Source organism: Polyangium sp. 6x1, from assembly GCF_029946515.1.
Taxonomy (GTDB): domain Bacteria; phylum Myxococcota_A; class Polyangia; order Polyangiales; family Polyangiaceae; genus Polyangium.
Genome location: NZ_JARZHH010000068.1, coordinates 36,295 through 60,045, shown reverse-complemented (window position 1 = coordinate 60,045; position 23,751 = coordinate 36,295). Strand labels below are relative to the sequence as shown.

At 71.0% G+C, this 23,751-nt stretch carries 20 protein-coding genes and 2 tRNA genes; 7 read left to right on the top strand and 15 right to left on the bottom strand.

The window, feature by feature from the left end:
- From QHF85_RS40295 to QHF85_RS40270, 6 genes are all read right to left on the bottom strand, one after another.
- Window positions 1-243 (bottom strand): hypothetical protein (locus QHF85_RS40295; RefSeq protein WP_348652802.1); only part of this gene is annotated, 243 nt, incomplete at its 3' end.
- Window positions 244-395: 152 nt separating this feature from the next.
- Window positions 396-1,517: a hypothetical protein gene (locus tag QHF85_RS40290; RefSeq protein ID WP_281332747.1), complete on the bottom strand. Its 1,122-nt coding sequence runs from the start codon at window positions 1,515-1,517 to the stop codon at window positions 396-398.
- 73 nt (window positions 1,518-1,590) lie between these two features.
- Window positions 1,591-2,325 (bottom strand): FAD-dependent oxidoreductase, encoded by a 735-nt coding sequence (locus QHF85_RS40285; RefSeq protein ID WP_281332746.1) that lies wholly within the window; start codon window positions 2,323-2,325, stop codon window positions 1,591-1,593.
- 36 nt (window positions 2,326-2,361) lie between these two features.
- On the bottom strand, window positions 2,362-4,104 hold the full coding sequence (locus tag QHF85_RS40280) for a tetratricopeptide repeat protein (RefSeq protein WP_281332745.1): 1,743 nt from the start codon (window positions 4,102-4,104) through the stop codon (window positions 2,362-2,364).
- Window positions 4,101-4,934: a S8 family serine peptidase gene (locus QHF85_RS40275; RefSeq protein ID WP_281332744.1), complete on the bottom strand. Its 834-nt coding sequence runs from the start codon at window positions 4,932-4,934 to the stop codon at window positions 4,101-4,103. Before QHF85_RS40275 ends, QHF85_RS40280 begins: the two co-directional genes overlap by 4 nt.
- On the bottom strand, window positions 4,931-5,743 hold the full coding sequence (locus QHF85_RS40270; protein WP_281332743.1) for a hypothetical protein: 813 nt from the start codon (window positions 5,741-5,743) through the stop codon (window positions 4,931-4,933). The genes QHF85_RS40275 and QHF85_RS40270 overlap by 4 nt, the downstream gene beginning before the upstream one ends.
- Window positions 5,744-5,799: 56 nt before the next feature.
- Between QHF85_RS40270 and QHF85_RS40265 the strand changes: the two genes are divergently transcribed.
- Window positions 5,800-6,633, top strand: a complete 834-nt coding sequence (locus tag QHF85_RS40265) for a J domain-containing protein (RefSeq protein WP_281332742.1) — start codon at window positions 5,800-5,802, stop codon at window positions 6,631-6,633.
- Window positions 6,634-6,638: 5 nt separating this feature from the next.
- Here QHF85_RS40265 and QHF85_RS40260 read toward each other — a convergent pair whose 3' ends face one another.
- A complete protein-coding gene (locus QHF85_RS40260) occupies window positions 6,639-7,814 on the bottom strand; it encodes a hypothetical protein (RefSeq protein WP_281332741.1) in 1,176 nt (391 codons plus the stop codon).
- A 103-nt stretch (window positions 7,815-7,917) separates the two neighbouring features.
- On the opposite strand from QHF85_RS40260, the gene QHF85_RS40255 reads away from it, so the two are divergent.
- On the top strand, window positions 7,918-8,331 hold the full coding sequence (locus QHF85_RS40255; protein ID WP_281332740.1) for a PilZ domain-containing protein: 414 nt from the start codon (window positions 7,918-7,920) through the stop codon (window positions 8,329-8,331).
- Here the strand turns inward: QHF85_RS40255 and QHF85_RS40250 are convergent.
- Genes QHF85_RS40250 through QHF85_RS40240 form a run of 3 tightly spaced genes read right to left on the bottom strand, consistent with a single transcriptional unit; the run spans window position 8,318 to window position 12,041 of the window.
- Window positions 8,318-10,162, bottom strand: coding sequence for a PAS domain S-box protein (locus QHF85_RS40250; protein ID WP_281332739.1), 1,845 nt, complete (start codon window positions 10,160-10,162; stop codon window positions 8,318-8,320). The two genes, QHF85_RS40255 and QHF85_RS40250, sit on opposite strands and share 14 nt — an antisense overlap.
- 15 nt (window positions 10,163-10,177) lie before the next feature.
- Window positions 10,178-11,437 (bottom strand): hypothetical protein, encoded by a 1,260-nt coding sequence (locus tag QHF85_RS40245; RefSeq protein ID WP_281332738.1) that lies wholly within the window; start codon window positions 11,435-11,437, stop codon window positions 10,178-10,180.
- Complete coding sequence (locus QHF85_RS40240; protein ID WP_281332737.1) at window positions 11,424-12,041, bottom strand: hypothetical protein; 618 nt, start codon at window positions 12,039-12,041, stop codon at window positions 11,424-11,426. Before QHF85_RS40240 ends, QHF85_RS40245 begins: the two co-directional genes overlap by 14 nt.
- A gap of 504 nt (window positions 12,042-12,545) precedes the next feature.
- Here QHF85_RS40240 and QHF85_RS40235 point away from each other — a divergent pair.
- Entirely contained in the window at window positions 12,546-14,150 is a 1,605-nt protein-coding gene (locus QHF85_RS40235; RefSeq protein WP_281332736.1) for a hypothetical protein, read from the top strand.
- A 12-nt stretch (window positions 14,151-14,162) separates the two neighbouring features.
- Here the strand turns inward: QHF85_RS40235 and QHF85_RS40230 are convergent, their stop codons facing one another.
- Window positions 14,163-15,758, bottom strand: coding sequence for a YiiX/YebB-like N1pC/P60 family cysteine hydrolase (locus QHF85_RS40230; protein WP_281332735.1), 1,596 nt, complete (start codon window positions 15,756-15,758; stop codon window positions 14,163-14,165).
- Complete coding sequence (locus QHF85_RS40225; protein ID WP_281332734.1) at window positions 15,755-16,609, bottom strand: alpha/beta fold hydrolase; 855 nt, start codon at window positions 16,607-16,609, stop codon at window positions 15,755-15,757. Before QHF85_RS40225 ends, QHF85_RS40230 begins: the two co-directional genes overlap by 4 nt.
- A gap of 81 nt (window positions 16,610-16,690) precedes the next feature.
- On the opposite strand from QHF85_RS40225, the gene QHF85_RS40220 reads away from it, so the two are divergent.
- A complete protein-coding gene (locus QHF85_RS40220) occupies window positions 16,691-18,502 on the top strand; it encodes a bifunctional serine/threonine-protein kinase/formylglycine-generating enzyme family protein (RefSeq protein WP_281332733.1) in 1,812 nt (603 codons plus the stop codon).
- A 77-nt stretch (window positions 18,503-18,579) separates the two neighbouring features.
- Complete coding sequence (locus QHF85_RS40215; RefSeq protein ID WP_281332732.1) at window positions 18,580-19,866, top strand: metallophosphoesterase; 1,287 nt, start codon at window positions 18,580-18,582, stop codon at window positions 19,864-19,866.
- Window position 19,867: 1 nt separating this feature from the next.
- Here the strand turns inward: QHF85_RS40215 and QHF85_RS40210 are convergent, their stop codons facing one another.
- From QHF85_RS40210 to QHF85_RS40200, 3 genes are all read right to left on the bottom strand, one after another.
- A complete protein-coding gene (locus QHF85_RS40210; protein ID WP_281332731.1) occupies window positions 19,868-20,806 on the bottom strand; it encodes an alcohol dehydrogenase catalytic domain-containing protein in 939 nt (312 codons plus the stop codon).
- Between the two features lie 140 nt (window positions 20,807-20,946).
- Window positions 20,947-21,021: transfer RNA gene (locus QHF85_RS40205), tRNA-Glu, on the bottom strand.
- 42 nt (window positions 21,022-21,063) lie between these two features.
- A tRNA-Gln gene (locus QHF85_RS40200) sits at window positions 21,064-21,134 on the bottom strand.
- A 440-nt stretch (window positions 21,135-21,574) separates the two neighbouring features.
- On the opposite strand from QHF85_RS40200, the gene groES reads away from it, so the two are divergent.
- Together groES and groL are read left to right on the top strand one after the other, a co-directional pair.
- Window positions 21,575-21,880 carry a co-chaperone GroES gene (gene groES / locus QHF85_RS40195; RefSeq protein ID WP_281332730.1) on the top strand — a complete coding sequence of 102 codons (306 nt, stop codon included), beginning with the start codon at window positions 21,575-21,577 and terminating at the stop codon, window positions 21,878-21,880.
- Between the two features lie 50 nt (window positions 21,881-21,930).
- Window positions 21,931-23,625 (top strand): chaperonin GroEL, encoded by a 1,695-nt coding sequence (gene groL, locus QHF85_RS40190; protein ID WP_281332729.1) that lies wholly within the window; start codon window positions 21,931-21,933, stop codon window positions 23,623-23,625.
- Window positions 23,626-23,751 lie beyond the last annotated feature (126 nt).

Sequence of the window (23,751 nt, the reverse complement as noted above, 5' to 3'; positions counted from 1 at the left end):
GCCATTGCCGCCTGCGCCGCCTTGCCCGGAGCCGCCTTGCGCGGTGCCGTTCCCGTCGCCGCCCGCGCCGCCCGCGCCGTCGCCGCCGCTCCCGCCGTTGCCGCCGCCGCCCGTTCCGGGGGGGCAGACCTGGCCGGCCGGGCAGCCGGTCGCGCCGCCGGTGGGTTCGACCTGCTGGTCCCCCGGGCATCCAGCCAAAAACAACGCCGCACCCGTCACCTGAGCCAGCAAGGTGAAACGCATGACCCCTCCTCGCATAGAGAAAGCTTCTCCAAGATCGAACATTCGACGTAACATGGAAATTTTATAGCCTCGGTGCCAGCGGCCGTCCACCGAGCGCGCCGCATTTCGGCGCCTGTGCGCGTGTTCGATCGCGAGGCCCCTCGGGCCGTCCCTCAGAGCTCGTTTTGGCGAGCGAGCAACGTCGCGCAGGCTGCGGCGGCGTTCGAGGCGTCGACGTTCCAGTCGGGGGCGCCGAATTGGCCGTCGATGCGGACCATGCGGAAACGGCTGTCCTGAGGCTCGACCTGGAACGTGGGCAGCGACTTGATCGCGCTCGTGACCCCGATCTGCGTGCCCGCGAGGTAGATGTCCGCGCCGACGAGGTTGTAGAGCACCTCGGAGTCCACGGTGCCCGAGAGCTCGCACGAGCTCTTCGCCTGGCCCGTGAACAGCGGATTGACCTCCATGTCGATGAAGCCACGGCCCTGGAGCGTCGTCCCCGGGACATTGGGCTCCGCCGCGTTGCAAGCGACGCCCGATTTCACGTCGTCCGGGGTTTTTCCGCAGACCTCCACCGTCACGCCCGGATAGGTGTCCGCGTCGTCGTCCCGCAGGCCGGCGCAGTCGTCCACGCACGTAGGCTCGCAGAAATTCGTGCGGCCGAGGTTCGTCGCGCCACACCCCGCGGCCGCGTCGTTCCACGCGGGCATCGACAGGCCCGCCTTGCTCGAGCCGACGGTCACGGAGAAGCGCTCGAGCGCGAACCCGGCGCCGGGCGAGAGGCCGTCGAGCGAGCCGGAGACGGGCGCGACGGGCACGCCGGGGAGCGCGTCGATCAAGGTTTGAGGTGCAACGATCTGCGTCGACACGAGCGTCTCCGCGGCGGGATCACACTGGCCGACGAGCGCCGTCACGATGGGAAGCTCGATCGAGCAGAGCACGGAGCTCACGTAGAGCTGCTTCGGAAACATGATGTCCGCGCTCATCGTGACGAGCAGGAGCATCCTCGACTCGCCGATCTGATCGGCGGGGCAGATCGTGATCGCGCCGCCGGGCGTCCCTTGGAGCGTCACGGCAAGCCGACCGTACGCGGCCCAGGTGCCCGAGAGATTGAGCGTGGTCGGCGCTTCGTCACACGCGACCGTCTGCGACCCACCGCCGCTCCCACCCGAACCGCCGGATCCGCCGGCGCCCCCGGATCCACCACCGCCGTCGCCGCAGCCGGTCGTGGACGCGGCAAGCAGGGACGACGTGAAGAGCAGGAACGGGAGCGCGAGAGGGCGAAGCGAGGGCATGCGAAGACTCCTGGCCAAGGGCCACGCGCGGCGTGGCAGAGGAGTATCGCTCGCCCTCGGGGGAGCGGATCGATCAGTCGTAACGCTCGGTGTGCACGTGCTTGCGGTCGACGCCGAGCTCGTGACGACAGAGCTCGCGTACGGCCTTCACCATGCGCTCGAGGCCGCAGACGTAGACGTGCGGCGCGGCAGGCGCGCTCGCCGCTTCGAGCTCACGGAGCAAGGCGGGGACGTGCGTCTGGACATAACCGCTCTTGCCCGTCCAGGACTCACCAGGTCGTGAGAGCGTGATCGTGTACCGCACGTGCGGGTGCGCGCGGGTGAAGGCTTCCATCTCGGCGCGGTAGAGGATGTCCTCCTCGTAGCGCGCGCCGAAGAGCAGCCAGAGCGGCGCGTTCGAGCCCGACGCGAGCGCGGCCTGCATCATCGCGCGGAGCGGCGTCACGCCCGTCCCCGTGCCGACGAAGAGCGAGGGGCTCGGGTCGCCCGAGGCGCGCGTGAACAGGCCGTGCGGGCCGATCGCCGAGAGGACGGATCCCTCAGGGAGATCGTGCAGGTACATCGAGCCCGAGCCGCAGGGGACGCGCGTGACGGCGATCTCGAAGCGGCTCGATCCGTCGGGCGCCGACGCGATCGAGTACGCGCGCCTTCGCTCTCCCTCGGGGAGCGGGAGCGCGAGGTTGATCCATTGCCCCGGGTCGTGGTCGAGAGGACGACCGTCGACCCGCTCGAACACGAGCTGCCGCACCATCGGCGCGATCATCGTCGCCGACGCGAGCCGCACCTCGAACGTCTCGGGTTTTTTCATCCAGCGACGCGGAACATAGGGGGAGGTGACGTTACGTCAAGCGGGCCCGTCCGTAGGATCCCTGCGGATCGCGAAGCCCGCCATCACCGCACGCCCCTCGGCCTCGGGATCCCACGCGACGCTTGCGCCGACCTCGAGCGTCCCCGGCGGCAAGGAGAGCGCCGCCGCCACGATCGGGCCGAGATCCAGCGCCTCGACGAGAGGCCCGACCTCGCCCGCGAGCGGCGCCGAGAGCACGCGCGCCGCCGCGACGCGCGAGAGCCTCGCCCGCGCATCCCCCCCGAGCGCGACCTTGAGCGCGGCGAGATCCCGGCCCACCTCGACGACCGGCGTGCTCGTGAGCCAGGCCCAGACGACGAGGCCGGGCATGTCCGCGATCGCGGCACCTGCGCTGCGTTCGGAGGGCAACGAGGGCCTCCCTGTGCCCGCGGACGGGCTCGCCACGGCCGCCACGAAGAGGCCCGGCGGCGCGAGGCAAAATGCGGACAGGCGGGCGAGGTTGCGTTGCGCGGTGGTCTTCGCCTCGGCCAGGCGCGCGAGCTCGTCGGGCGCGGCGTGGAGCAGCTCCACCTCCTGGGCCACGGAGAGGTGCGGCAAGCCTTGCGACGCGGCCGCGATGGCCTTCTCGGAGGCGCGCGCCCCTCCCGTGGAGAACGTCCGATCGTCGCGCAAAACCTCGGCGACGCGGCCCGAGAGGCCGAGCGCGGAGAGCTGCGACGCGGGGCCGAAGAAGGTCGAATGCGCCCGCGGCTCGGGCGCGGAGGCGGCCGCGCGCGCTTCGATCCTCGCGCGATCCCAGCTCGTGAGCGCGGCGCCGAGGGGGTTGCCCACCTCGCCGAAGAGCGTCGCGGCGGCTTCGAGATCCTCGCGCGCGTTCGTGTCGCCGAGGTCCATCCGGGCGCGGCCGATCGCGCGCGTGGCATAGGCGATCCACAGGCGGAGCGGCGGACGCGCGGAGGAGGCGATCTCGCGGGCGCGGGTCGCGAGGGCGAGGGCGTCGTCGGGGCGGCCGCGCGCGCTCGCCACGTCGGCGAGGAAGTTCAGCGCGCGGGCCTGGCCGAAGACGTCGCCGACCCGCGAGCAGAGCCACTCCTGCCGCTGCAAGAAGTGCCGCGCGCGTTCGAGGTTGCCGAGCGCGAGCGCGGCCGAGCCGAGCTGGCCGAACGCGATCGCCTCGCCGATGACGTCGCCGTGCTGGTGGTGCAGCTCGGCCGCGTGCTCGAGCAGCTCGCGCGCCGCGCCGTGCGCGCCCATGACCACGTAGAGCGTCCCGAGCGAGTTCAGGATCTTCGCGCGTTCGTCGAGGAACGGCTGCGATCGTTCCAGCGCCCAGAGCAGGCTGCGTTGCGTCGCGGCTGCGTCGCCGAGCAGCCGCTCCGCCGTGCCGCGGTAGTGCGTCGCGACGACCTCGACGAGCGCGTCGCCGTTGGCTTCCCGCGTGATCGCCTCGAGCGCCGCGACCGACTCGCGATACACCGCGCGCGGGCCGCGCCGCACCGCCGCGAGGATCGCCTCGCACCGCGCGATCTTGCTGGCGCGCGTCTCGCCGAGCGCGGCGAAGGCCGCGTCCGCCGCGGCCAGGCTTTCGCGCGCCACGTCGAGCGCACCTTCACGCTGACCGAGCGCGCCCTTCGCGAAGAGGCGCGCGGCGGCGCGCAAAGGATCGAGGCCTTCGGCTTCGAGGCGGGCCATCTCGGCGTGCGCCTCCTCCGCGGGCGCGCTCTTCAAGAGCCGCTCGATCGAAGAGACCTCGTTCAGGGGGTCCAAGGGACGGATCATGATGAGAGCGGGCCTCCGTGATCGATCTGCGCGGGGGGCAACGAGACACGCGGAAGGCCTGCTTCGCGTTCGAGTCGCCGGGCCGCGAGCGCGTGCAGCGCGGCCTTGATGTCCTGGATCGAGAGATCGGAACGGTCGCGTCGGAGCCGCGCGACGTGCGCCGCCACGTGGGGCGCGGCGAACGAGGTGCCTGTCCACCTCCGCTCGCCGCCGCCGAGCGCGGGCGCGAGCACGTCGTTGCCCGGCGCGAGGATCTCCCAGTCGACCGTGATCTCGGTCCGCAAGAACTCCGGATCGTCGGAGGACGCGCGCCCCACGCCGATCAGGGATTTGAAGCGGCCCGGGTAGGTCCGGAACGCCGACGCGTTTGGCCCCGACGCGACGAGCACGACGCCGGCCGTGTACGCAATGTCCGCGATCTCGTAGAGCTCGACGATCGATTTGTAGTCCGTGGGCCGGAGCGGCGCGCCCTTGGGCACATCGATGCCGAGGCTCAGGTTCACGACGTCGAATCCCTCGCGCACGCAAAAGCGCACCGCCGCGAGCAGCCCGTCCCGCGAGCACCGCCCCTCGGGCGAGAGCACGCAGACGCTCGTGATCTCGGCGAACGTCGCGAGCCTGTGGATGATGCCCGCGCACGCCGTCCCGTGACCCGAGCGATCGACGGGTTCGTCGGGACAGACGGCGTAGCCCTCGCCCTTCCGCTCGACGCGCAGCGAGCGGATCGCCGCGTTCACGAGCCACGGGTGCGACGTATCCACGCCGGAGTCCACGAGCGCGACACGCACGCGGCGCGCCTCTTCCGTCGCTCGTCCGCCCGTCTCCGTCATGGCGCTCCGTCGTAGGAAGCCACGCCGCCCATCGAGGCCGCGTAGGCGTCGATGCGCGCGAGCACCTCGGCGCAGAGCATGGCCTCGGCCGGCCCGCGATCGCAGAGCTTGCCGACGGCGAGCGCGAGCTGGAGCCGCTCCTTGTACGTCGGCCCGAGCCGGAGGGCGTGGATGTACTGCGCGAGCGACTCGCGCAGCGACGTGGGCGCGTCGGCGCCGAGCAGATCCGGCAGCGCGCGCGCGAAGAGCGAGAAGATCATCTGCTCGGTGCGGAACGACTCGACCGTCAACGCGAGCACCTCGGCGAGGCGCTCGGCCATCTCCAGGTGGTGATCGCCGAGCGGCGCGCCCTCCGCGAGCAGCGCCGCGCCCCCGATCGTGGACTCGCCGATGCGGATCGGGACGAAGATGCCCGCCGTGGGCCTCGTCGCGAGCGCGGGGCGCAACGCGGCGATCATCGGATCATCCGGGCCGAGCTCCGCCGCGTGCGCGCCGCCGCCGCCGAGCAGGTACGCGAACGGCGTCCCGCTCGGCAGGAACTCCAGCGTGGCGCGGCGATAGCCTTGCGTGTCGGCCACGACGGGCACGCTGAGCCGGCCGAGCGTCTCCACCTCGAGCGCGACGAGCGCCTCGGCGCAGGGGAGGGCGAGGCACGCGAAGCGCAGGTGCTCGCCGAGCCCGCGCATGCGCACCTCCGATTGACCCACGAGCGCGGCGGACTCCAGCGTGGCGAGCAGATCTCGCAGCCGACTCGAGAAGCCGAGCAACGAGGCTCGTGCGACGTCGGCGGCGGGCGCGGGAAGCGTCATGGCCCGCATCCTACAAAAACTTGGCCTCGATCGGAGGCTTTGGGTAACCGACGCCCATGATCCTGCCCAGCCGGCTCTCGGCGACGACGCTCGGGGATCTGCTCGGGAGGCTGTATCGCCAGCGGACGACGGGCACGCTCGAGCTCACCGATCTCTGGGCGCCTCCCGGCGCGGCGTCGTCGAGGCACAAGATCCACCTGGCCTCGGGCCTCGTCTCCGGCGTGGAGACGAGCCGGCCCGCGCCGCCGCTCGGAGAGCTCCTCCGGCGCGAAGGGTTCCTCGGCGATCCGGCGTTTCGCGCGCTCCTGCGCCACCTCGGCGACGGCGATCCGCGGCCGAGCGGGGAGATCCTCGTCGCCGAGCGCCTCGCGGATCCATCGACCGTCGAGGCCGCGCTGCGCGTGCAGCTCCGCATGAAGCTCGACGCGCTCTTCGAGCTCGAGGACGCGGTCGTCGCGTTTCACACGGCGAGGCCCACGAAGCTCGCGGTGCGACGCATTCATCCGCTCGAACCGCATGATTTCTTGGTGGGCCGGCCGCGTCTGCGGGATCTCGTCCCGGCGTCCGAGGTCCGCCACCGCCGCGCGCCGGCGCGCGCGCAAAGGTTTTACCCCGGCGCGCCGAAGGCCGACGAGGCGCCGCGCCACGAGCCGTCGCGCGCGTCCTCGTCGTCGCGCTTCACGCATCCGATCCCCGAGGCGAAGCGGCGCGCGCTGGAGAAGCTCGGCCTCTCGGAGGCGGCCGGCCAGGACGAGGTGAGGCGCGCGTTCCGCAAGCTCGCGATCGAGCTCCACCCCGATCGCCACGTGACGGCCCCCGCGGCGACGCGCGATCGAAACGCCGCGCGGTTCGCCGAGGTCAGCGCGGCGTATCACGTCCTCGTGGCGTAGGTGGATCAGAGCGGGGCTTCAGCGCCCGTGTTCGTCCGCGTCGACGGGTCTGTCCGACCGCCCCACGCGATCACCGAGCTCTTCGTGTACACGAGCGTCGCTCCGTACCGCGCCGAGAGGTTCGCCTGCGACGCGATCGGGTACCACGTGCCGCCGTCTCGCCCCGGCACGTATTGCCCGCCGTCTCCCTCGATATTGCCGGGCATGCACACGGTTTCCCGACAACCTCCCCACACGACGAGGTGATTGCCGGCCCACACGCCCGCGTGGTCGGCGCGCGGGCCCGGGGCGCCGCTCGTCGTCGTCGGCGTCCATTCGTTAGCCTCCGCGTCGAGCTGGCCGCCCGTGTTCAGGTTGTCGCCGCCGTTCCATCCGCCCCACACGAGGAACAGCGGGCCCGTGGTCACCACAGTCATGCGCTCGCGCCGCTCCGGCACGCCGCTCGCGCTCGTCGCGCGGACCCACACGCCCTGCGACGTACCCGTGGGATCGAACGTCACGCCGTCGTTGAACCAATCGAGCGAGTCGGTCCCGCCCCAGATCAGCATCTGCTTGCCGTTCCATGCGGAGCCGTGGAAGCGGCGCGCCTTCGGGCTCCCCGCGCCGTTCGTGTTCGTCCACGTGTCCGTCTCCGGATCGTAGATGCCGCCCGTGCCGAGCACGTTCGCCCCGCTCATGCCGCCCCACACGATCATCTTCGAGCCGGTCCATACCGCCGTGTGCGCGAAGCGCGGCGGCGGCTGGCCCATCGTGCTCATCGGCTTCCACGTATCCGTCTCGGGATCGTAGACGCCGCCCGCGGCTTCGACGTCCGTCGTGCCGAAGCCGCCCCACACGATCATCTTCGAGCCGGTCCACACCGCGGTGTGCCCATACCGCGCATTGGGCGCGCCCGTCGTGCTCGTGCTCTTCCACGTGCGCGTCGTGGGATCGTAGAGGCCGCCCGTGTTCGTCGCGGCCGGGTTTCCCCCGAGATCGCCGCCCCAGACGATCATCTTCGAGCCCGCCCACACGGCCGAGTGCGCGTACCGCGGCGCGGGCGCGCCGTCCGTCGGCAGCGCGCTCCAGACGATCTCCTTCGGCGGCCCGCCCTGGCTCGGCGGCGGCTCGTTCGGGTCCGGATCGCTGCAGGCGAGGCAGACGAGAGGCAGGAGCGCGAGGACGAAGGTACGCGAGGACATGAGCCCGAGCGTATCCCAATGCGGCGCGCTCCGGGGGCGTGGGAAAGGCGCTTTCTTGGCCGCGTCGGGGAGGCTCGGTAGGCTCCGCGCAAGGAGGCCACTGATGGAGATGTTGATTGCCAACGAGCGGCGCGCGCCGCGCCATGCCGTGACCGTCGAGTGCCAGGTCGTGCGCGAGGACGACTTCACCATGCTCGGCGCTCGGGGCGTCGACCTGTCCACCTGCGGGATGCTCCTCGTCTCGGACGCGCCCGCCGCCGTGGGCGACGACGTCCTGATCTCGCTGCGGATCCCGGGGCGGGAGCAGTGGATCGACGCGCGCGGCAAGATCGCGCGGATCGCCGACGATCTCACCACGCGCGAGGGCAGCCCCGGCGTCGGCATTTCGTTCGAGCTCCCACTGGGCGGTGCGCGCAGCGCCCTCGAAGAGGCGCTCTGCGCGTATCCCACGGTCGTGTCGTCGCGCGAGCCGCGTGTCGATTACGCCGCGACCGTCGACATGATCAGCTTGCTCTAGGCCCGCTGCCGCGCCGCGACATCCCGAGCGCGATCGAGACCGCGCGCTCGAGCGTGCTGCAAGGCCTTAGCACCGAGACCTCCTCGGCGTGCGCAACGAGCTCGCGCGCCACGAGGGCGCCGACGCCCGTGAGGAGCGTCTCGGCGCCGAGCAGCTGCACCGCCCGCGCGGCCCGCACGAGCCCCGCGGCCACGTCCGCGTCGACGACGGGCACGCCCGTGATGTCGAGGATCACGACGCGCGCCCCGTGCGCCGTGGTCCCGGCGAGCAGCGATCCGAGCAGCCGCTCGGCGCGCGCCGCGTCCACACGACCCACGAGGGGCATCACGAGCACGCCGGGCGCCACGGGCAGGATCGGCGTCTCGAGCTCCTCGATGAGCTTCTGCTGCGCCTCGATGAGCTGCTCGCGCAGGAGCAGCCGTTCTTCCTCGGCGCGCTGCTCCTCGGTCCGATCCCGCATGATGGTGCCGAACGACGCGGGCGTCCCGTCCTCGTTCGTCATGACGAACAGCACGCCTTGCGTCGCGATCTGCGACCGATCGCCGCGCAGGAGCATGAGCTCGCCGCGGTACTGGCCCTCGGTCCGGAGCGTCGTGTCGATGGTCCGCGCTTCCTCGGCCGTCGCGAGCAGGCGGGAGACGTTCGTCCCGGCGAGCGGACCTCGACCGAGCATGGCCTCGAACGCCGCGTTTGCGTACGTCAGCTGGCCGTCGAGCCCGACGATGGAGATCCCATCGGGCGCGCGGTCGGCGAGCGCCTTCCAGCGCCGGAGCTCGTTCACCTGCGCGCTCACCTCGCGCGCCAGCCGATCGCGCTCGTCTTCGGCCTGCACGCGCTTCGTGACGTCCCGGATCGCGACGACGACCTCGCCCGTGCTCGCTCGCGAGAACATGGCCTCGAAATGCATCGGGCCGTCGGGCGTCGCGACGGAGTACCTGTCCATCCTCGGCTCGCCGTCCTCGGCCACGTCGCGGATGATGTCGGCCTGTCGTATCGACCAGTCGGTGCCGAACACGTCGACGAGACGCCGACCGAGGAACTGCGCCGGCGAGACGAGCAGCGGCACGTCGCGCGCGGGCTTGCAGTCGAGGAAGCGCGCATCGCGGCCCATCACGAAGAGCAGATCCGGCACCGCGTCGAGCAGGGCGCGGTTGCGCGCCTCGACCGCGCGCACCGACGTCACCGTCGTGCTGAGCTCCTCCTCCGCGTCCTTCAGCGCCCCGTACGCGGCGATGATCTCGCCCTGCTCGCTCCGCGCGACGCCCGTGAACAGGCGCGCCCACATCCAGGTCCCGTCCTTGCGGCGGTAGCGCTTCTCGAACTCCACGAACGACCGCGTTCCGCGCGCGAGCGAGGCGAAAAGCGTCCGCTCGACCGGCAGATCATCCGGGTGGGAAATTTCGTCCGTGGAGCGGCCGCGCAGGTCGTCGAGCGTGTAGCCGAGCAGGGTGACGAAGGCCTCGTTCATGTCCACGAAGCGCCCGGCGCCGTCGGTCAGCATCATGGCGGTCGGGACGCCGTGGAAGAGCTCGCGATAGCCCGCGGCGAGAGGTTTGTCTCGGTCACGCTCCGCGCGGGCCTCCGCGAGCTCTGCTCGGAGCGCGCTCACCTCGGCGCGCAGCGCCTCCACCTCGTCCCGATGCTCCATCGCCCGCTTCGTGTCCTTGATGAGCCAGAGCGCGTATCGCGCCTGTTTGGGGTCGCATCCTCGCACGACGCGCGCGCGCCCGTCGACGGCGTTGAAGGCGCCGCGAGCGCGCGTATTCCAGCAAGAGCCGACGGTCGGGAAGGAGAATGCGTACGTCAGGCGGCGCGACTTCGTACGCGCCACCTCGTGCGTAGCTCGTCACCTCGATGCGCGATCGAGCGCGTCGGGCGGGAAGCCGAGCAGGCGTTCGAAGAGCCGCGGATAACTCGGCGCGCGCTCCTTCACCGATCGCGCGAGCAGCGGGCCGTCCTCGGCCTCGACCGCGCGCTCCACGGCCGGGATCCGGTATCCGCTGCCCGTCGCGATCGCGCGCAGCGCTTCGAGCGCCTCGGCGCGCTCCTCCGCGCGGCGGTCCATCGCGAGGATCCGGAGCGCGAGCTCCGCCGTGAGGGGCACGTCCCCGAGCGACGTCGCGGCCGGCAGAGCGATGCGGCAGAGCTCGGCGGCGAGCGGATCGCCGAGCGTCGCGAGCAGCCGCGACACGCGCGCCGCGATCGTGAGATCGAACAGCGTCGCGGGCCCGGCCGCGAGGCGCGACTCCACGCGCCGCACGCACTCCTCCGTGATCGCGTGCGCCCGCACCGGGTCCCCGAACGCGGCCAGCGCCTCGGCGTAGCGGAGCTCGAAGATCGGACGCCGGATCGGGTGCGCCTCCGCGGCCCAGAGCGCCGCCACGAGCAGCGCCTCCTCACCGCGACCGAGCCGACAGAGCGAGACCAGGTACGCCTCACGCCGCATCGCTTCGAGCACCGGATCGGTCGGCGACGGCGCCTGGCCCCGCGCGATCTCCAGCGCCGCTTCGTGCCTCCCCGATCCGAGCAGCGTCCGCTGCGTCTCGATCGCCACCATCGACGCGAGCGCGCCCTCGGCGCCGCCTTCGCCCGGCCCGATGCGGGCCCAGGTCGCCGCCGGGATCGAGAGCGCCCCGAACGCGAGCCCCTGGCCTCGCAAGAGCCCCGAGAGCCGCTCGAGCACGCAGAGCGCCTCGTCGGTCCGCCCGAGCCGCGCGTCGAGCCGCGACAGCTCCACGAGCGGGCCGAAGCCGAGGAGCAGGACGGCCTCGTCGCCCGATGTCTCCGCCTGCTCGGCGACGCCGTCGAGCCCCGCGTGGCAGACGAGCCGCGCCTCGTTCGGCCGGTCGAGGTAACTCGCGATGAGGGCCGCGTCCTGGTGCGCCCGCGCGAGCGCCGCGGCGCGCTCCATCGGGTCCTCGGGCGCCTCGTCGAGCCTTTGCAGCGCCTCGGCCGACCAGCTCCCGAGCTCGCGCCGCACGTGCCGGTCGTAAGGCGCGAGCGGCTCGTCCGTGATGAATCGCCCGTCCACGCGCCGCCGCGACGCGGGGCCGCTCGATGGCTGCAATGCATTTCGTCGCACGGGCACCTCTTCAAGCAAGGACACGGAAACCCTCCTCGCCCCAGGCCGTCGCGAGCTCCAATAGCTCGCTGTCCTCGAGCTCGGCGAGCGCGGCGAGCTCCTCGTCGCTCATCGCGTCGATATCCTCATCCAGGGCCATCGCGGCGACCTCTTCGATATCGCGATCGTCGAGGTCGCCCATTTCGGTGTCGCACTGCGCGAGCAGATCGTCGATGTCGCTCGGCGTGAGCCCGAGGCCCTCGTGTTCGTCCTCGGCCGTGGCGAATCCCGTCTCGAAGATCCCCGTCCCGCGGCCGGCGATGCGGAAGATCGGCGTCCGCTCGGGCTTGTCGCCCTGCGCCCGGGAGAGCGCATTCTGCAGAGACGGCCCGCCCGGCTCGCACACGATCACGGCCACGCGCCGGATGCCCGGACGCGCGCGGAGCGCCTGGATCGCCGCGGTGACCGCCTCATCGCCGGCCTCGCCGTCCCCGTCGAAGCAATACGTCTCGGGGCCCGTGCCGCGCGTCCAGAGCGCCGCGTAGATCCAGGCGGCGGTTCGCACCGAGGACCGATGCGAGCAGAGGAGCACGGCCGTTCCCTCGTCGATCCGCACGTAAGTATCCAGGAAGACGTCGATTCCTTGCATGGCCAGGTCCGAGGAATGGTTCGGGTCGTTCTTCGTTCGCTCGAAATGGGGGGGGCGCGCCCACCTTGGGCGTACCTCCGCACAAAAGGCGGCCTATGCCGCGCCTCTTGCGCGAGCTGCCTCCCCGAGCGCCGGCTCATGTCCCGCGAGCCGTGAACCCATGCATACGCAATCTCCGGGTTCGCCGCAATGGAATCGAGCCCATGATCGGACATTATCCGTCCGCGAACCGAATTCCTGGAAAAAAGCCGGAAGCCCTTGTTTTCTGCGGGATCCGGCGCGTTCCTGATTGTCGAGAGGAATGTCCGGCGATGGGACTGACAATGTCCATGGCCCCGCGCCGCGGCCACGGCGCGCTGCGTCGTCGTATTCGCGCTGAATAGGACATTCTCGGTCCGATCGGGTCCCCGGGCGCTCGCCCGGCCGACCCGGGGCGTCGCCGGATGGACGCCGCGCCTCGAACGTGGGAATTCCCGGGGCCTCCTCGTTCGTCCATCGGTCCCGATGCGCTGGGCACTCCTCCCGACCGTCCTCCTTCCGCTCCTCGGCCTCGCCTGCGACCGCGGCCCGCTCCCCGCGCCCGCGCTCGCCAGCACGGCGGCGCCCACGTCCTCCGCGCCCGCGCCGGCCGCCCCGAACGTCGAGGACGAGGCAAACGCTTGCCGCCGCCGAGTCGCGGAGGTGCTCGCCTCTCCCGCGGCCCCCGGCGCGCCCGCGTTCGACGCCGCCCGGATCGAGATCCTCGGCCGCGCCCGCGGCGAACCCCTCGTCTTCGTCCGCGAGCCCGCGCCCACGCCCGAGGACGCGCTCGACGCGCGCCTCGTCCCTTCGGCCCGTCTGTTCGCCAAGGAGCGCCCGGGCGGCCGCGTGGGCGGCCTGCGGAAGCGTCACCGCGGCGATCCCCGCGCCCTCCGCGCCCTCGTGCTCCGCGAGGGATATGCGTATTCGTCCGACCCCGAGGACGCGCTCGCCCTCGTCACGCAAATCACGCTGACCGACCTCTTCGACGAGCCCCGCATCCACCTCCTGCGCGGCCACGAGATTCGCGCCCTCGATCGCGTGGAGCTCCGCCGCGAAATTCGCTATCAGGACGCCGCGGGCAAACCCGCCGATCTCCTCTTCGGCGATCGGGTCGCCGTCACCGAGGCCGAGCTCGAACGCCCGCTCCACCGCGACCTCGCCGCGCTCGCCGACGAGATCGGCTTCGAGCGCGCGCGCCTCCGCCACACGACCGAATCCGCGATCGTCGCCGATCTCCGCTTCGGCGAGACCTCAGCCGCGGCGCTCCTCCGCGCGGACGGCGCGCGCCTCTCGCTCGAATGCCTCGCCGAGGATCGCCCCGTCCGCGAAGCCGTCCGCGCCTTCCAGGACAAAACCGCGCAAAAACGCCGCGCGATGCAGGCGATCCGGCAAGCCGTGAGCCACGCCGTCGACGAAGCGCTCCCGTTCGATCGCCCCGACGCCGAGCCCGACCATTTTCGCGACGGCACCCTCCGGCCTCAATGGATGACGGCCTATCTCCAGGGCCGCGACAGCTTCTCGTTCGAGGACAAACGCTATGCGGTCTTCGATTCCACGGGCCGACCGCGCCCGCCCGAGGTCTGCGTCGATTTCGTCCTCGATACCTACGAGCGCGCCGCGGGCACCTGGTACCGCGCCCGCGGCGACAAACCCGGCCGCGCTGTGGGTCGGCTCGATTTCGATGCGTCCGGCATCAAGAACCGCCGCGGCGTCATCTCGTTCGGCGAGTTCGCCGAGGCGCAACCCGAGCTCTTCGAGGTCCGCCGCTTCCGCGGCGAGGAGCGCATCCCGTTCGGCGAGCGCTCGCGGTTCTTCGCGGAGCTACGCGACTTCGCGGACGAGGTTCGTCCGGGCGACATCGTCTCGATCCAGGGCGAGAAGCGCGACAAGCACATCCACCAGCACGCGATCTTCGTCGAGCGCGCCGACCCCGTGACGGGTTTTCCGTTCGGCCTCGCCGATCAGATGAAGCGCCCGCGCCGCCGCACCTGGGAGGGCATCATGGCCGAGGCGCCGAAGCGCAGCCTGTTTTACCGCGCACGGCCGCGCGACGACGTCTTCGCGAAGATCGACCCCGGCGCGCCCTGAAGGGGGGGCCCTTCAGGGCTGCGCGATGTCCCATTTCGGCCGGCGCGCGCTCGCGGCGAGGGCGTCCGCGTCCGCAACGATCGCGCGATCCTTGCGCTCGCGCCCGTCGAGGAAATACACGAAATCGAGCTGGCGATCCTCGCGAGACCGCTCGGCCGCGAAGAGGCGCACGAGCTCGGTCGGCGGCACGGCGCGACGCCCGGCGATGCTGACGAACGGGACCCTGAGCCCCGGCGCGCCCTCGTTCTTCGGCTCGTACGCCTTGATCACGAGCTCCGAGCAGACGAGCTCGTCGTCCGTCCCGAAATCGAAGTTGAAATCGTACGGCCTGCCCACGAAGCCGAGCGTGCGGTCGATCGCCGCCGCGATCTCCACGAGCGGGAGCCGCGGCCGGAGCGCGCCCACGTAATCGGCGCCGCACGAGTGCTCGAGCGACGCGGCCACGACGCCCTCGCTCACGGCCTCGATCACCGTATGCGGGTGCCCGGACGTGTCCTTTTCGCCGAGCTCCTTCCAGCCACGGGCGCGCTCGCGCGCGAGGTGCTCGCTGAACACGCCGAAGCGCGCCCGCGTCTCGGGATCCTCGTCGAACGTCTTCTTGATGTCCTCGGGGCTGCCCACGTAGAGCGCCGCGTGCGGCCAGAACCCGGGCAAACCCACGTTCGAGAGGTACCAGTTGCGCCGCTCGACGATGATGTCGCCCGGCCGCAGCGTTTCTCCGAGCGTCGCGATCTGCGCGTCCGAGATGAGCCGCCGATCCTCGGCCACGACGCGCGTGTCGCCGAACCACTCGGCCACGTTCTTCTGCACGGGGAACCAGCGCTCGAAGGCCTCGCCGCGCAGCACCTCGGCCTTGTTCCGCGCCACGTTCGCCGTCGCCTCCACGCCGAGCCGCGCCTTCGCGCGCTCCGTGCGCGCCCGCGTGAGGCCCGCGAGCTTCGTGCCGCCTTCATCGTCGAGGTGCCGCTCGATCCACGTCGCGAACCACGCCTCGCCCGCCGGCACCATCGCGAGGTCGCGGGATCGCGCGAGCTTCTTGCGCAGCGCGCCGAACGTCCCCGCGGGCAAACCGAGGTCCTCGCGCGCTTCGTCGAAGAGCGTCGGCGCGACCTCGCGCCCGCCGACGAGCTCGATCAGCCGATGCCCGGCCTCGACCTCCGCGCAGAGCGCCGCGAACGCGAGCGCGTAAGCGCGGGCGTGGAGGCGCGGATGGGACTTGTAGTCGATGCTCCAGAAGCCCTGGTAACGGTGCTTCAGCGTGTCGAGCGCGAGCAGCGGATCGAGCGCGTCGGACCAGACGTCGCGGATCGCGCCGCGATCCTCGGCGCGCAGATCGTCGATGCGCTCGGCCGTGAGCAGCGCCTTCTTGGCCTCGGCGTTGCGGAGCGCGGCGTCGAGCCGACCGATCACGCGGTCGAGCTCCGCGACGTCATCCGCCTCGGCGCGATCGAGGACGGGCGGCGCGAGACGCGCGAGCGCGCCCGCTGCGCCGGGCAAATCCGGCGTGAAGGGATAACCGGCCTCCTCGCGGTTGCGACGCCACAGCGCGAACGCCACGGCGACGACGACGAGCAGGGCCGCGAGGCGGATCGCGCGGCGGCGGCTCACGACGCCTGCTCGAGCGCGCGCATCACGAAGTCCGCGAACGCCTTCGGATCCTCGGTGTGCGGCGAGTGCCCGATGCCCTCGGGCTCCAGGAAGACCGTGTGCGCCGGCAGGTTTTCCTTGAAAAAACCGAGGCAGCAGGCCGGGATCACGCGGTCCGACTTGCCCCAGATCACGTGGATCGGCATGGAGAGCGACGCGAGCTCGCCCGGCGTGAAGAAGTGCTTCGGCTCGAGCCCGTCGAGGATCGAGCGCACGGTCGGGTTCTTGAAGATTCGGACGAGGTCCGGCGCGACGAGCGGCCCGTACCACGGCACGGTGTGGTTCAATCGCCCGAGGAAAGCGCGGGCGTCGCGCACGTTCGCGAGGACGAACCCGCGCAGGAAGCGTTCGCGCTCCTCGGGATCCTCGACCGGCGCGCCGCCCGGCGACGTGAGCGCGAGGCCCGCGACGCGCTCGGGCCGGCGCTGCGCGTACCGGAGCGCCATCGCGCCGCCGAGCGAGTTGCCCACGACGAGCGCCTTCGCGTCGATCTCGTGATCGAGCACGTAGGCCAGGGATTCGAACAGGCGCTCGGGCCCCAGCGTCACCCAGGGCGTGCTCGACAGGCCGTGCCCCGGCGCGTCGACGGCGAGCACGCGACGGCTCTTTTTCCGTAGCTTCGCGAGGGTCGGCGCGAACACCGCGGATGACGCGGCGATGCCATGCAGGAACACGACCGGCGGGGCCGCTCCCTCGCCCTGCGCGTCGTAGACGTGCACGCGTCCGACCGGGGTTTCGACGAAGCGGCTCTCGACGCCGCGGCGCACGAGCATCGCGCGCGTCACGCGGTCGAGGACGGACAGGAGAACCATGACAGCTTTTTACCACGCAGGGTTCGGGCGCGACGATGTCTTGCCTCGCGCCCCGGCGATCTGCGAAGCTCTGCCGCCCCCATGGCCACGGGCGAGCCCTCCTGCCGGCGTTGCGGCGCCGTGATCGGCGAGAAGGCGCGGTTTTGCGCCGATTGCGGCGCCCCCGTGGCGGCCGCGTCCGACCCCACGGTCCTCTTCATGAAGGTGCCGAGCGCGCTCGCGCCGACGACGCCTGTCGAGCGCGAGCCCACGCCCGCGTCCGGGCCCACGCCGAGCCGCTTGCCGCCCATGCGCATCCCGCCCGGCACCGTGCTCTCGGGCGTGTACACCGTGCAGAGCGTGCTCGGCGAGGGCGGCATGGGCGTCGTCTACCGCGCGCACGACGGCGCGCTCGGCCGCACGGTCGCGATCAAGTGCCTGCACTCGAACCTCTCCGGCGACGCCGAGATCCGGCGCCGCTTCGTGCGAGAGGCCCGCGTCCTCCGCACGTTCTCGCACCCGCACGTCGTCTCGGTCTTCGACCTCATCGAGCACGACCACCTGCTCGGCATCGTGATGGAGCACGTCGAGGGGCAGACGCTCGCGCATCACCTCGTGAAATGGCGCGGCCACATGCCCTTCGTCGAGACCCGCGAGATCTTCACCGCCGTGCTCGACGCGATGGACGCGGCGCACCGGCAGGGCATCATCCATCGCGATCTGAAGCCCGACAACGTGCTCGTCGCGCGCGGGCCCGCGGGCGAGCTCGTCCCGAAGGTCGTCGATTTCGGCATCGCGCGGATCCTCGAAGGCACGACGTACACCGTGAGCGGCGCGCTGCTCGGCACCTGCCGGTACATGTCGCCGGAGCAGGTGAAGGGCGACAGGACGACCGATCATCGCTCGGACATCTACTCGCTCGGCGTCACGCTCTACGAGCTCGCGGCGGGCCGGCCGCCGTTCCCCGAGGACAACCATTTCGCGCTGATGATGTCGCACGTCCAGGCGGACCCTCCGCCGCCCTCGCGCCACCGCGCCGAGATCCCGCCCCCGCTCGAGGAGCTCATCCTCTCCGCGCTCGCGAAAAACGCCTCCGAGCGGCCGCAGACGTGCGCCGCGTTCCGCGAGCGCCTGCTCGCCGCCATCGACGAGCCCGCGCTGGGGCCTGTCGCGACGCGTCCGAGCAGCACGTCGATCCCTCCGCTCGCCACGGTCTTGCGCGACACCGACGGGGCCGAGGCCGTCCTCGTGCCGGCCGGGCCGTTTCTCATGGGCCCCGATCGCCGCGAGGTGTTCCTCGACGCGTATTACATCGACCGCGCGCCGATCACGAACCGGCAATTCGCGCTCTTCGTCCAGGTCACCGGATACGAGCCGGTCGACGAGAGCGGCGGCCGATTCCTCGCGCACTGGGCGCGCGGCGCCGTGCCTCGGGGGCTCGAGGATCACCCCGTGGTGAACGTGTCGTGGGACGACGCGTGCGCGTATGCCGCGTGGGCCGGCAAGCGTTTGCCCACGGAGGCCGAATGGGAGAAGGCCGCGCGCGGGACCGACGGCCGGCGGTATCCCTGGGGCAAGGCCGAGCCGACGCCCACGCGGGCCCATTACGGCGGAAAACATCGCGGCACGTCGCCCGTCGGCTCGTACCCCGAGGGCGCCTCGCCGTACGGCGTCCTCGACATGGCCGGCAACGTCTGGGAATGGTGCGAGGACGTCGACGATCCGGCCTTTTACATGGACGGCCCCTCGCGCAACCCGAAGAACACCGCGAAGTCGCGGCTCCCGCTTTACGTGATGCGCGGCGGCTCGTGGCTCTTCGGCGCGCAATCGCTGAAGACGTATTCGCGCACCCGGTTCGAGCCGCATTATCGCTTCGCGGGCGGCGGCTTTCGTTGCGTGCGATCGGCGCGCTGAGCCGGATTCCTTCGGGCGGCCCCCTCCCGCGTGCGTCGGGCGTGCGCTAGGCTCCGCGACCGAGGGCACGGCATCCCATGGGCATTCCGCGGTTCGTGATCTTTTTCGTGGTCGTCTCGCTCGTCCTCTTCGCCGCGAGCTTTTACGTGGGCCGCCGCGTGAAGCAGGCGTTCGGCCTCTCCGTGCGGGCCGAGCGCACAGGCCTCTTCGTGGTGCTCGGGTCGATGGCGGCGATGCTCCTTTCGCGCGTCCTCGGGCTGCGTCCGCTCGGCGAGGTCGCGTTCACGCTCCTGCTCGCGCTGCTCATCAGCACGGGCCTGCTCCTGCTCGTCGATCTCGCGAAGCTCGGGGCCCTGCCTTTCTCGTGGCTCGCGTCGCGCGTGAAGCCGGCGGCCGCGCCCGAGCCCGAGCCCGAGCCTGTCCTTGCCCTCGCCGCCGCGCCCGCGGCGCCCGCACCCGAGCCTGCGCCTGCGCCCGCGAACGCCGAGCCCGCGCCCGAGAAGGGGCCCGCGCTGCCCACGCGCCGCGTCTTTCTCGGCCAGGCCGTGACGGGATCGGCGCTGCTCGTGGGCTCGGGCAGCTCGTTTTATGGCGCGGTCTTCGGCCGGCACGATTACGTGATCGAGGAGGTGCCGGTCCGGATCCCGGGGCTTTCGAAGCGCCTCGACGGGTATACGCTGGTCCAGCTCTCGGACATTCATTTCGGCACGTTCGTCGGCGACGCCGAGATGCGCGCGGCCGAGGAGCTCGTGCGCAAGGCGCGCCCCGATCGGATCGTGCTCACGGGGGATCTGCTCGACAACGACGCGAACTACGCGGAGATGCTCGGGCGCTTCGTGCGAAATGTCGCGCCGCTCGCACGGGACGGCGTCGTGGCCATTCCGGGCAACCACGACTGGTATGCGGGGATCGAGGAGGTCGTCGGGGCCTTGAAGGCGGCCGGGGCGCGTGTCCTGCGCAATGACGGCTTCGTGATCGGCGACGAGAAGGACGGGCTCGCGCTGCTCGGCGTGGAGGATGTGTGGGCGCGGCGGCTCGCGCCGGGGAACGGGCCGAACCTCGAAGCCGCGCTCGCCCGGGTGCCGAAGGATTTGCCGCGCGTCTTGCTTTGCCACAACCCCGTGTTTTTCCCGGACGCCGCGGGCCAGGTGGCCTTGCAGCTCTCGGGGCACACGCACGGCGGGCAGGTGAACCTCGGGGCCTTGCAGCCGGGCAAGCTCGTGTTGCCTTATGGATACGTGGCGGGGCTTTACGAGCGCAATGGGTCGCGGCTCTGGGTGAACCGCGGATTCGGGACGGCGGGGCCGCCGGCGCGGGTCGGCGCGCCGCCGGAGGTGACGCGCGTCGTGCTCGTGTCGGCCTGATTCAGGACGGCACGACGAGGACCTTCAAGACGCCCGGCTCGGCGGCGTGCGCGAACGCGCGCGCGGCGTCCGCGAGCGGATATCGCGCCGCAAGGAGCGGACGCGGGTCGACCGTGCCGCGGCCGAGCACGTCGATGGCGCGCTGAAAATCGCCGCAGCGCGAGCCGATGATCCGGTTCTCGTTGATGACGGCCGGCGCGAGGTCGACGTTCGCGACGCCCGCGTACGTGCTCTTGAGGACGATCGTGCCGCGCGGCTTCACGATGGCGAGCGCGCGGGCGAGCCCCGAAGGCTGGCCCGTGGCCTCCACGACGATATTGAATCCCGATTCGGAAAAGTCCGATTCGAGCGCGACGTCGAGCCCGGCGGCTTCGAGGAACGCGAGTTTGTCCCGGTGCCGGCCGACGGCGACGGCGCGGCCGAGATCCCCGCGCCGCGCGGCGAGCGCGAGCCCCGTGAGCAGGCCGAGCTTGCCGTCGCCGAGCAGGCAAACGCGATCGCCGGGGCGGGGGGCGGCCTCGTCGAAGGCATGCAGCGCGGCGGCGAGTGGCTCGATGAAGGCCGCGCTCTCGTCGGGGATCGTGTCGGGCAGGACATGGAGGTTCTCCTCGGGGATCCGGACGAATTCGGCGATTCCGCCGTCGCGGCCGAGGATCCCGAGCACGGTGCGCGTGGGGCAATGGTTGCGCCCGCCCGCGCGGCAGGTCGCGCAGCGCCCGCAGGCGCAATTGATCTCCATCGCGACCCGCTTGCCCGCGTAGAGGCCGATGACCTCGTGCCCGAGCACGCCGCGAAAGCCCATGTATCCGCGGGCGAGCTCCTGGTCGGTATTGCAAATGCCTGCCGACAGGACCTTGACGATGACCTCGCCCGGCGCGGGCGCGGGATCGGGGACGTCGGCGAGGACGACGCCGTTCTCTGTGCACTGGAGCGCCTTCATGTGTCCTCTCTCTCAAACGAGGACGACGCGCGCAAGCGCCGTGGCCTCGGAGATGGAGGCGTCGCGCCGGGCCGGCGGCTGCGAAGAGACAAAACGAAAACGGCACCCGAAGGTGCCGTTTTTCGCTTTTCTGTTTTGCTTGGCGATCCCAGCGGGAATTGAACCCGCGTTACCGACGTGAGAGGCCGGCGTCCTAACCGCTAGACGATGGGACCAGTTTTCAAATCCGTCGGCGACACTTCTTAGCCGACTTCGAGCTGGGGGACAAGGATTCGAACCTTGATAGACGGTGCCAGAAACCGTCGTCCTGCCATTAGACGATCCCCCAAGGATCGTGGCCTCCCCAAGCCTTGCGGGCCAAGGGACCGAGGAAGCACCGGAGCAGTCGCTCCGTCGTCCACGGGCCGCGCAAATTAGCCGAGCCGTCGTCCCTGTCAAGAACTTCTTGTCGTATGTTCGGAACAGCTTGAGATCGCTCGGGAATTCCGTCCACTTTGGTCCGGCTCGTCCTCCGGCCGTCCCCGTCGCACGACGAACGGGGGCGTTCGTGGTGTTCTCCCGGACGTACGCAACCCTCCGGAAAAACGACCAGCCGAACCAGGGCGGGCTTGACGGTAGAGAGTGGGGATCTATTTTCCGGGCCGGTTTTAGCCACCGGCATAGCCGAGTGCCAGCGGCGTTGGTGCTCGACGCCCTTCGTGGCCAACAGCCACGGCCGGGGGGAGTCGGCCCGCCGGTGCCAGCAAACAGACGACAGAGGAAGCCATCATGAAGATCAGGCCGCTGCACGACCGCATCGTGGTCAAGCGTCTCGCGAGCGAGACCCAGACGAAGGGTGGGATCATCATCCCGGATTCGGCCAAGGAGAAGCCCATCGAGGGGCGCGTGGTGGCCGTGGGCAACGGCAAGCTCCTCCGCGACGGCAAGCTCCGGCCGCTCGACATCAAGGTCGGCGACGTCGTCCTCTTCGGCAAGTACGCCGGCAACGAGGTGAAGATCGACGGCGAGGACTTCGTGCTCCTGCGCGAGGACGACCTGCTCGCGATCACCGGCGGCGAAGGGTCCGCGAGCTAGTCGCTCGCCCGTCCGCCCTCACCTCACCAACCCCAAAGGGAAGAAGATCCATGTCCGCCAAGCAGATCGTTTTCAGCCGTAGCGCGCGCGCCGCGATCCTCCGGGGCGTCAACACGCTCGCCGAGGCCGTGAAGGTGACGCTCGGGCCCAAGGGCCGGAACGTCGTGATCGAGAAGAGCTGGGGCTCGCCCGTCGTCACGAAGGACGGCGTGACCGTCGCCAAGGAAGTCGAGCTCCACTCGAAGCTCGAGAACATGGGCGCCCAGATGGTCCGCGAGGTCGCCTCGAAGACGAGCGACAAGGCCGGCGACGGCACGACCACCGCGACCGTGCTCGCCCAGGCCATCTACAACGAGGGCCTGCGGCTCGTCGAAGCCGGCCACAACCCGATGGACCTGAAGCGTGGCATCGACGCCTCCGTCGCAGCGATCCTCGAGCAGCTCAAGAAGCAGTCCGTCCCGACCAAGGACAAGGGCCAGATCGCGCAGGTCGCCACCATCAGCGCCAACGGCGACAAGGAGATCGGCAACATCCTCGCCGAGGCGATGGAGAAGGTCGGCAAGGAAGGCGTGATCACGGTCGAAGAGAACAAGCGCATGACGACCGAGCTCGACGCGGTCGAGGGCATGCAGTTCGATCGCGGCTACCTCTCGCCGTACTTCGTGACCGACGCCGAGAAGATGAAGACGGTCCTCACGAACCCGCTCATCCTCGTGAACGAGAAGAAGATCTCGGCGATGGCCGATCTCCTCCCCGTGCTCGAGCAGGTCGTGAAGCACGGCCGCGAGATCCTCATCATCGCCGAGGACATCGAGGGCGAGGCGCTCGCGACGCTCGTCGTGAACAAGCTGCGCGGCACGCTCAAGGTCGCCGCCGTGAAGGCCCCCGGCTTCGGCGATCGCCGCAAGGAGATGCTGAAGGACATCGCGACCCTGACGGGCGCGACGGCGTTCATGGAGGACCTCGGGCAGAAGCTCGACACCGCCACGCTGAAGGACCTCGGCACGGCCCGCCGCGTCGAGATCGACAAGGACAACACCGTCATCGTCGACGGCGCCGGCGACAAGGCCGCGATCAAGGCCCGCATCGAGTCGATCCGCAAGCAGATCGCCGACACGTCGAGCGACTACGATCGCGAGAAGCTCCAGGAGCGCCTCGCGAAGCTCGCCGGCGGCGTGGCCGTCGTGCGCGTCGGCGCCGCGACCGAGGTCGAGATGAAGGAGAAGAAGGCCCGCGTCGAGGACGCGCTGCACGCCACGCGCGCGGCCGTCGAGGAGGGCATCGTCGTCGGCGGCGGCGTCGCGCTGCTCCGCGCCTCGTTGGTGCTCGACACCCTCAAGTTCGGCGACGAGCGCGACGCCGGCGTGCGCATCGTGCGCAAGGCCGCCGAGGCGCCGATCCGGCAGATCGCGACGAACGCCGGCATCGACGGCAGCGTCGTCGTCGAGAAGGTCCGCACGGGGCAAGGCTCGTTCGGCTACAACGCCGCGACCGACACCTACGAGGACCTCTTCGCCGCAGGCGTCATCGACCCCGCCAAGGTCGTGCACCACGCGCTCGCCAACGCCTCCAGCGTGGCGGCCCTGATGCTCACCACCGAGGCGCTCGTCGCCGACAAGCCCAAGAAGGAAGCTGCGGCCCCGGCCGGCGGCGGCGGCATGGGCGGCATGGGCGGCATGGGCGGCATGGGCGGCATGGGCGGCATGGGCGGCATGGGCGGCATGGGCGATTTCGACATGGGCTGATCGCCCCGCGAGCCCACACGCCATCACGAGAGCCTCGGGCGTCTCCGACGTCCGGGGCTTTCGTTTTTCGAAGACCACGGCCGCCGAGCCACCGGTTTTTGACCCGACCTGCCGTATGGCGGTAAA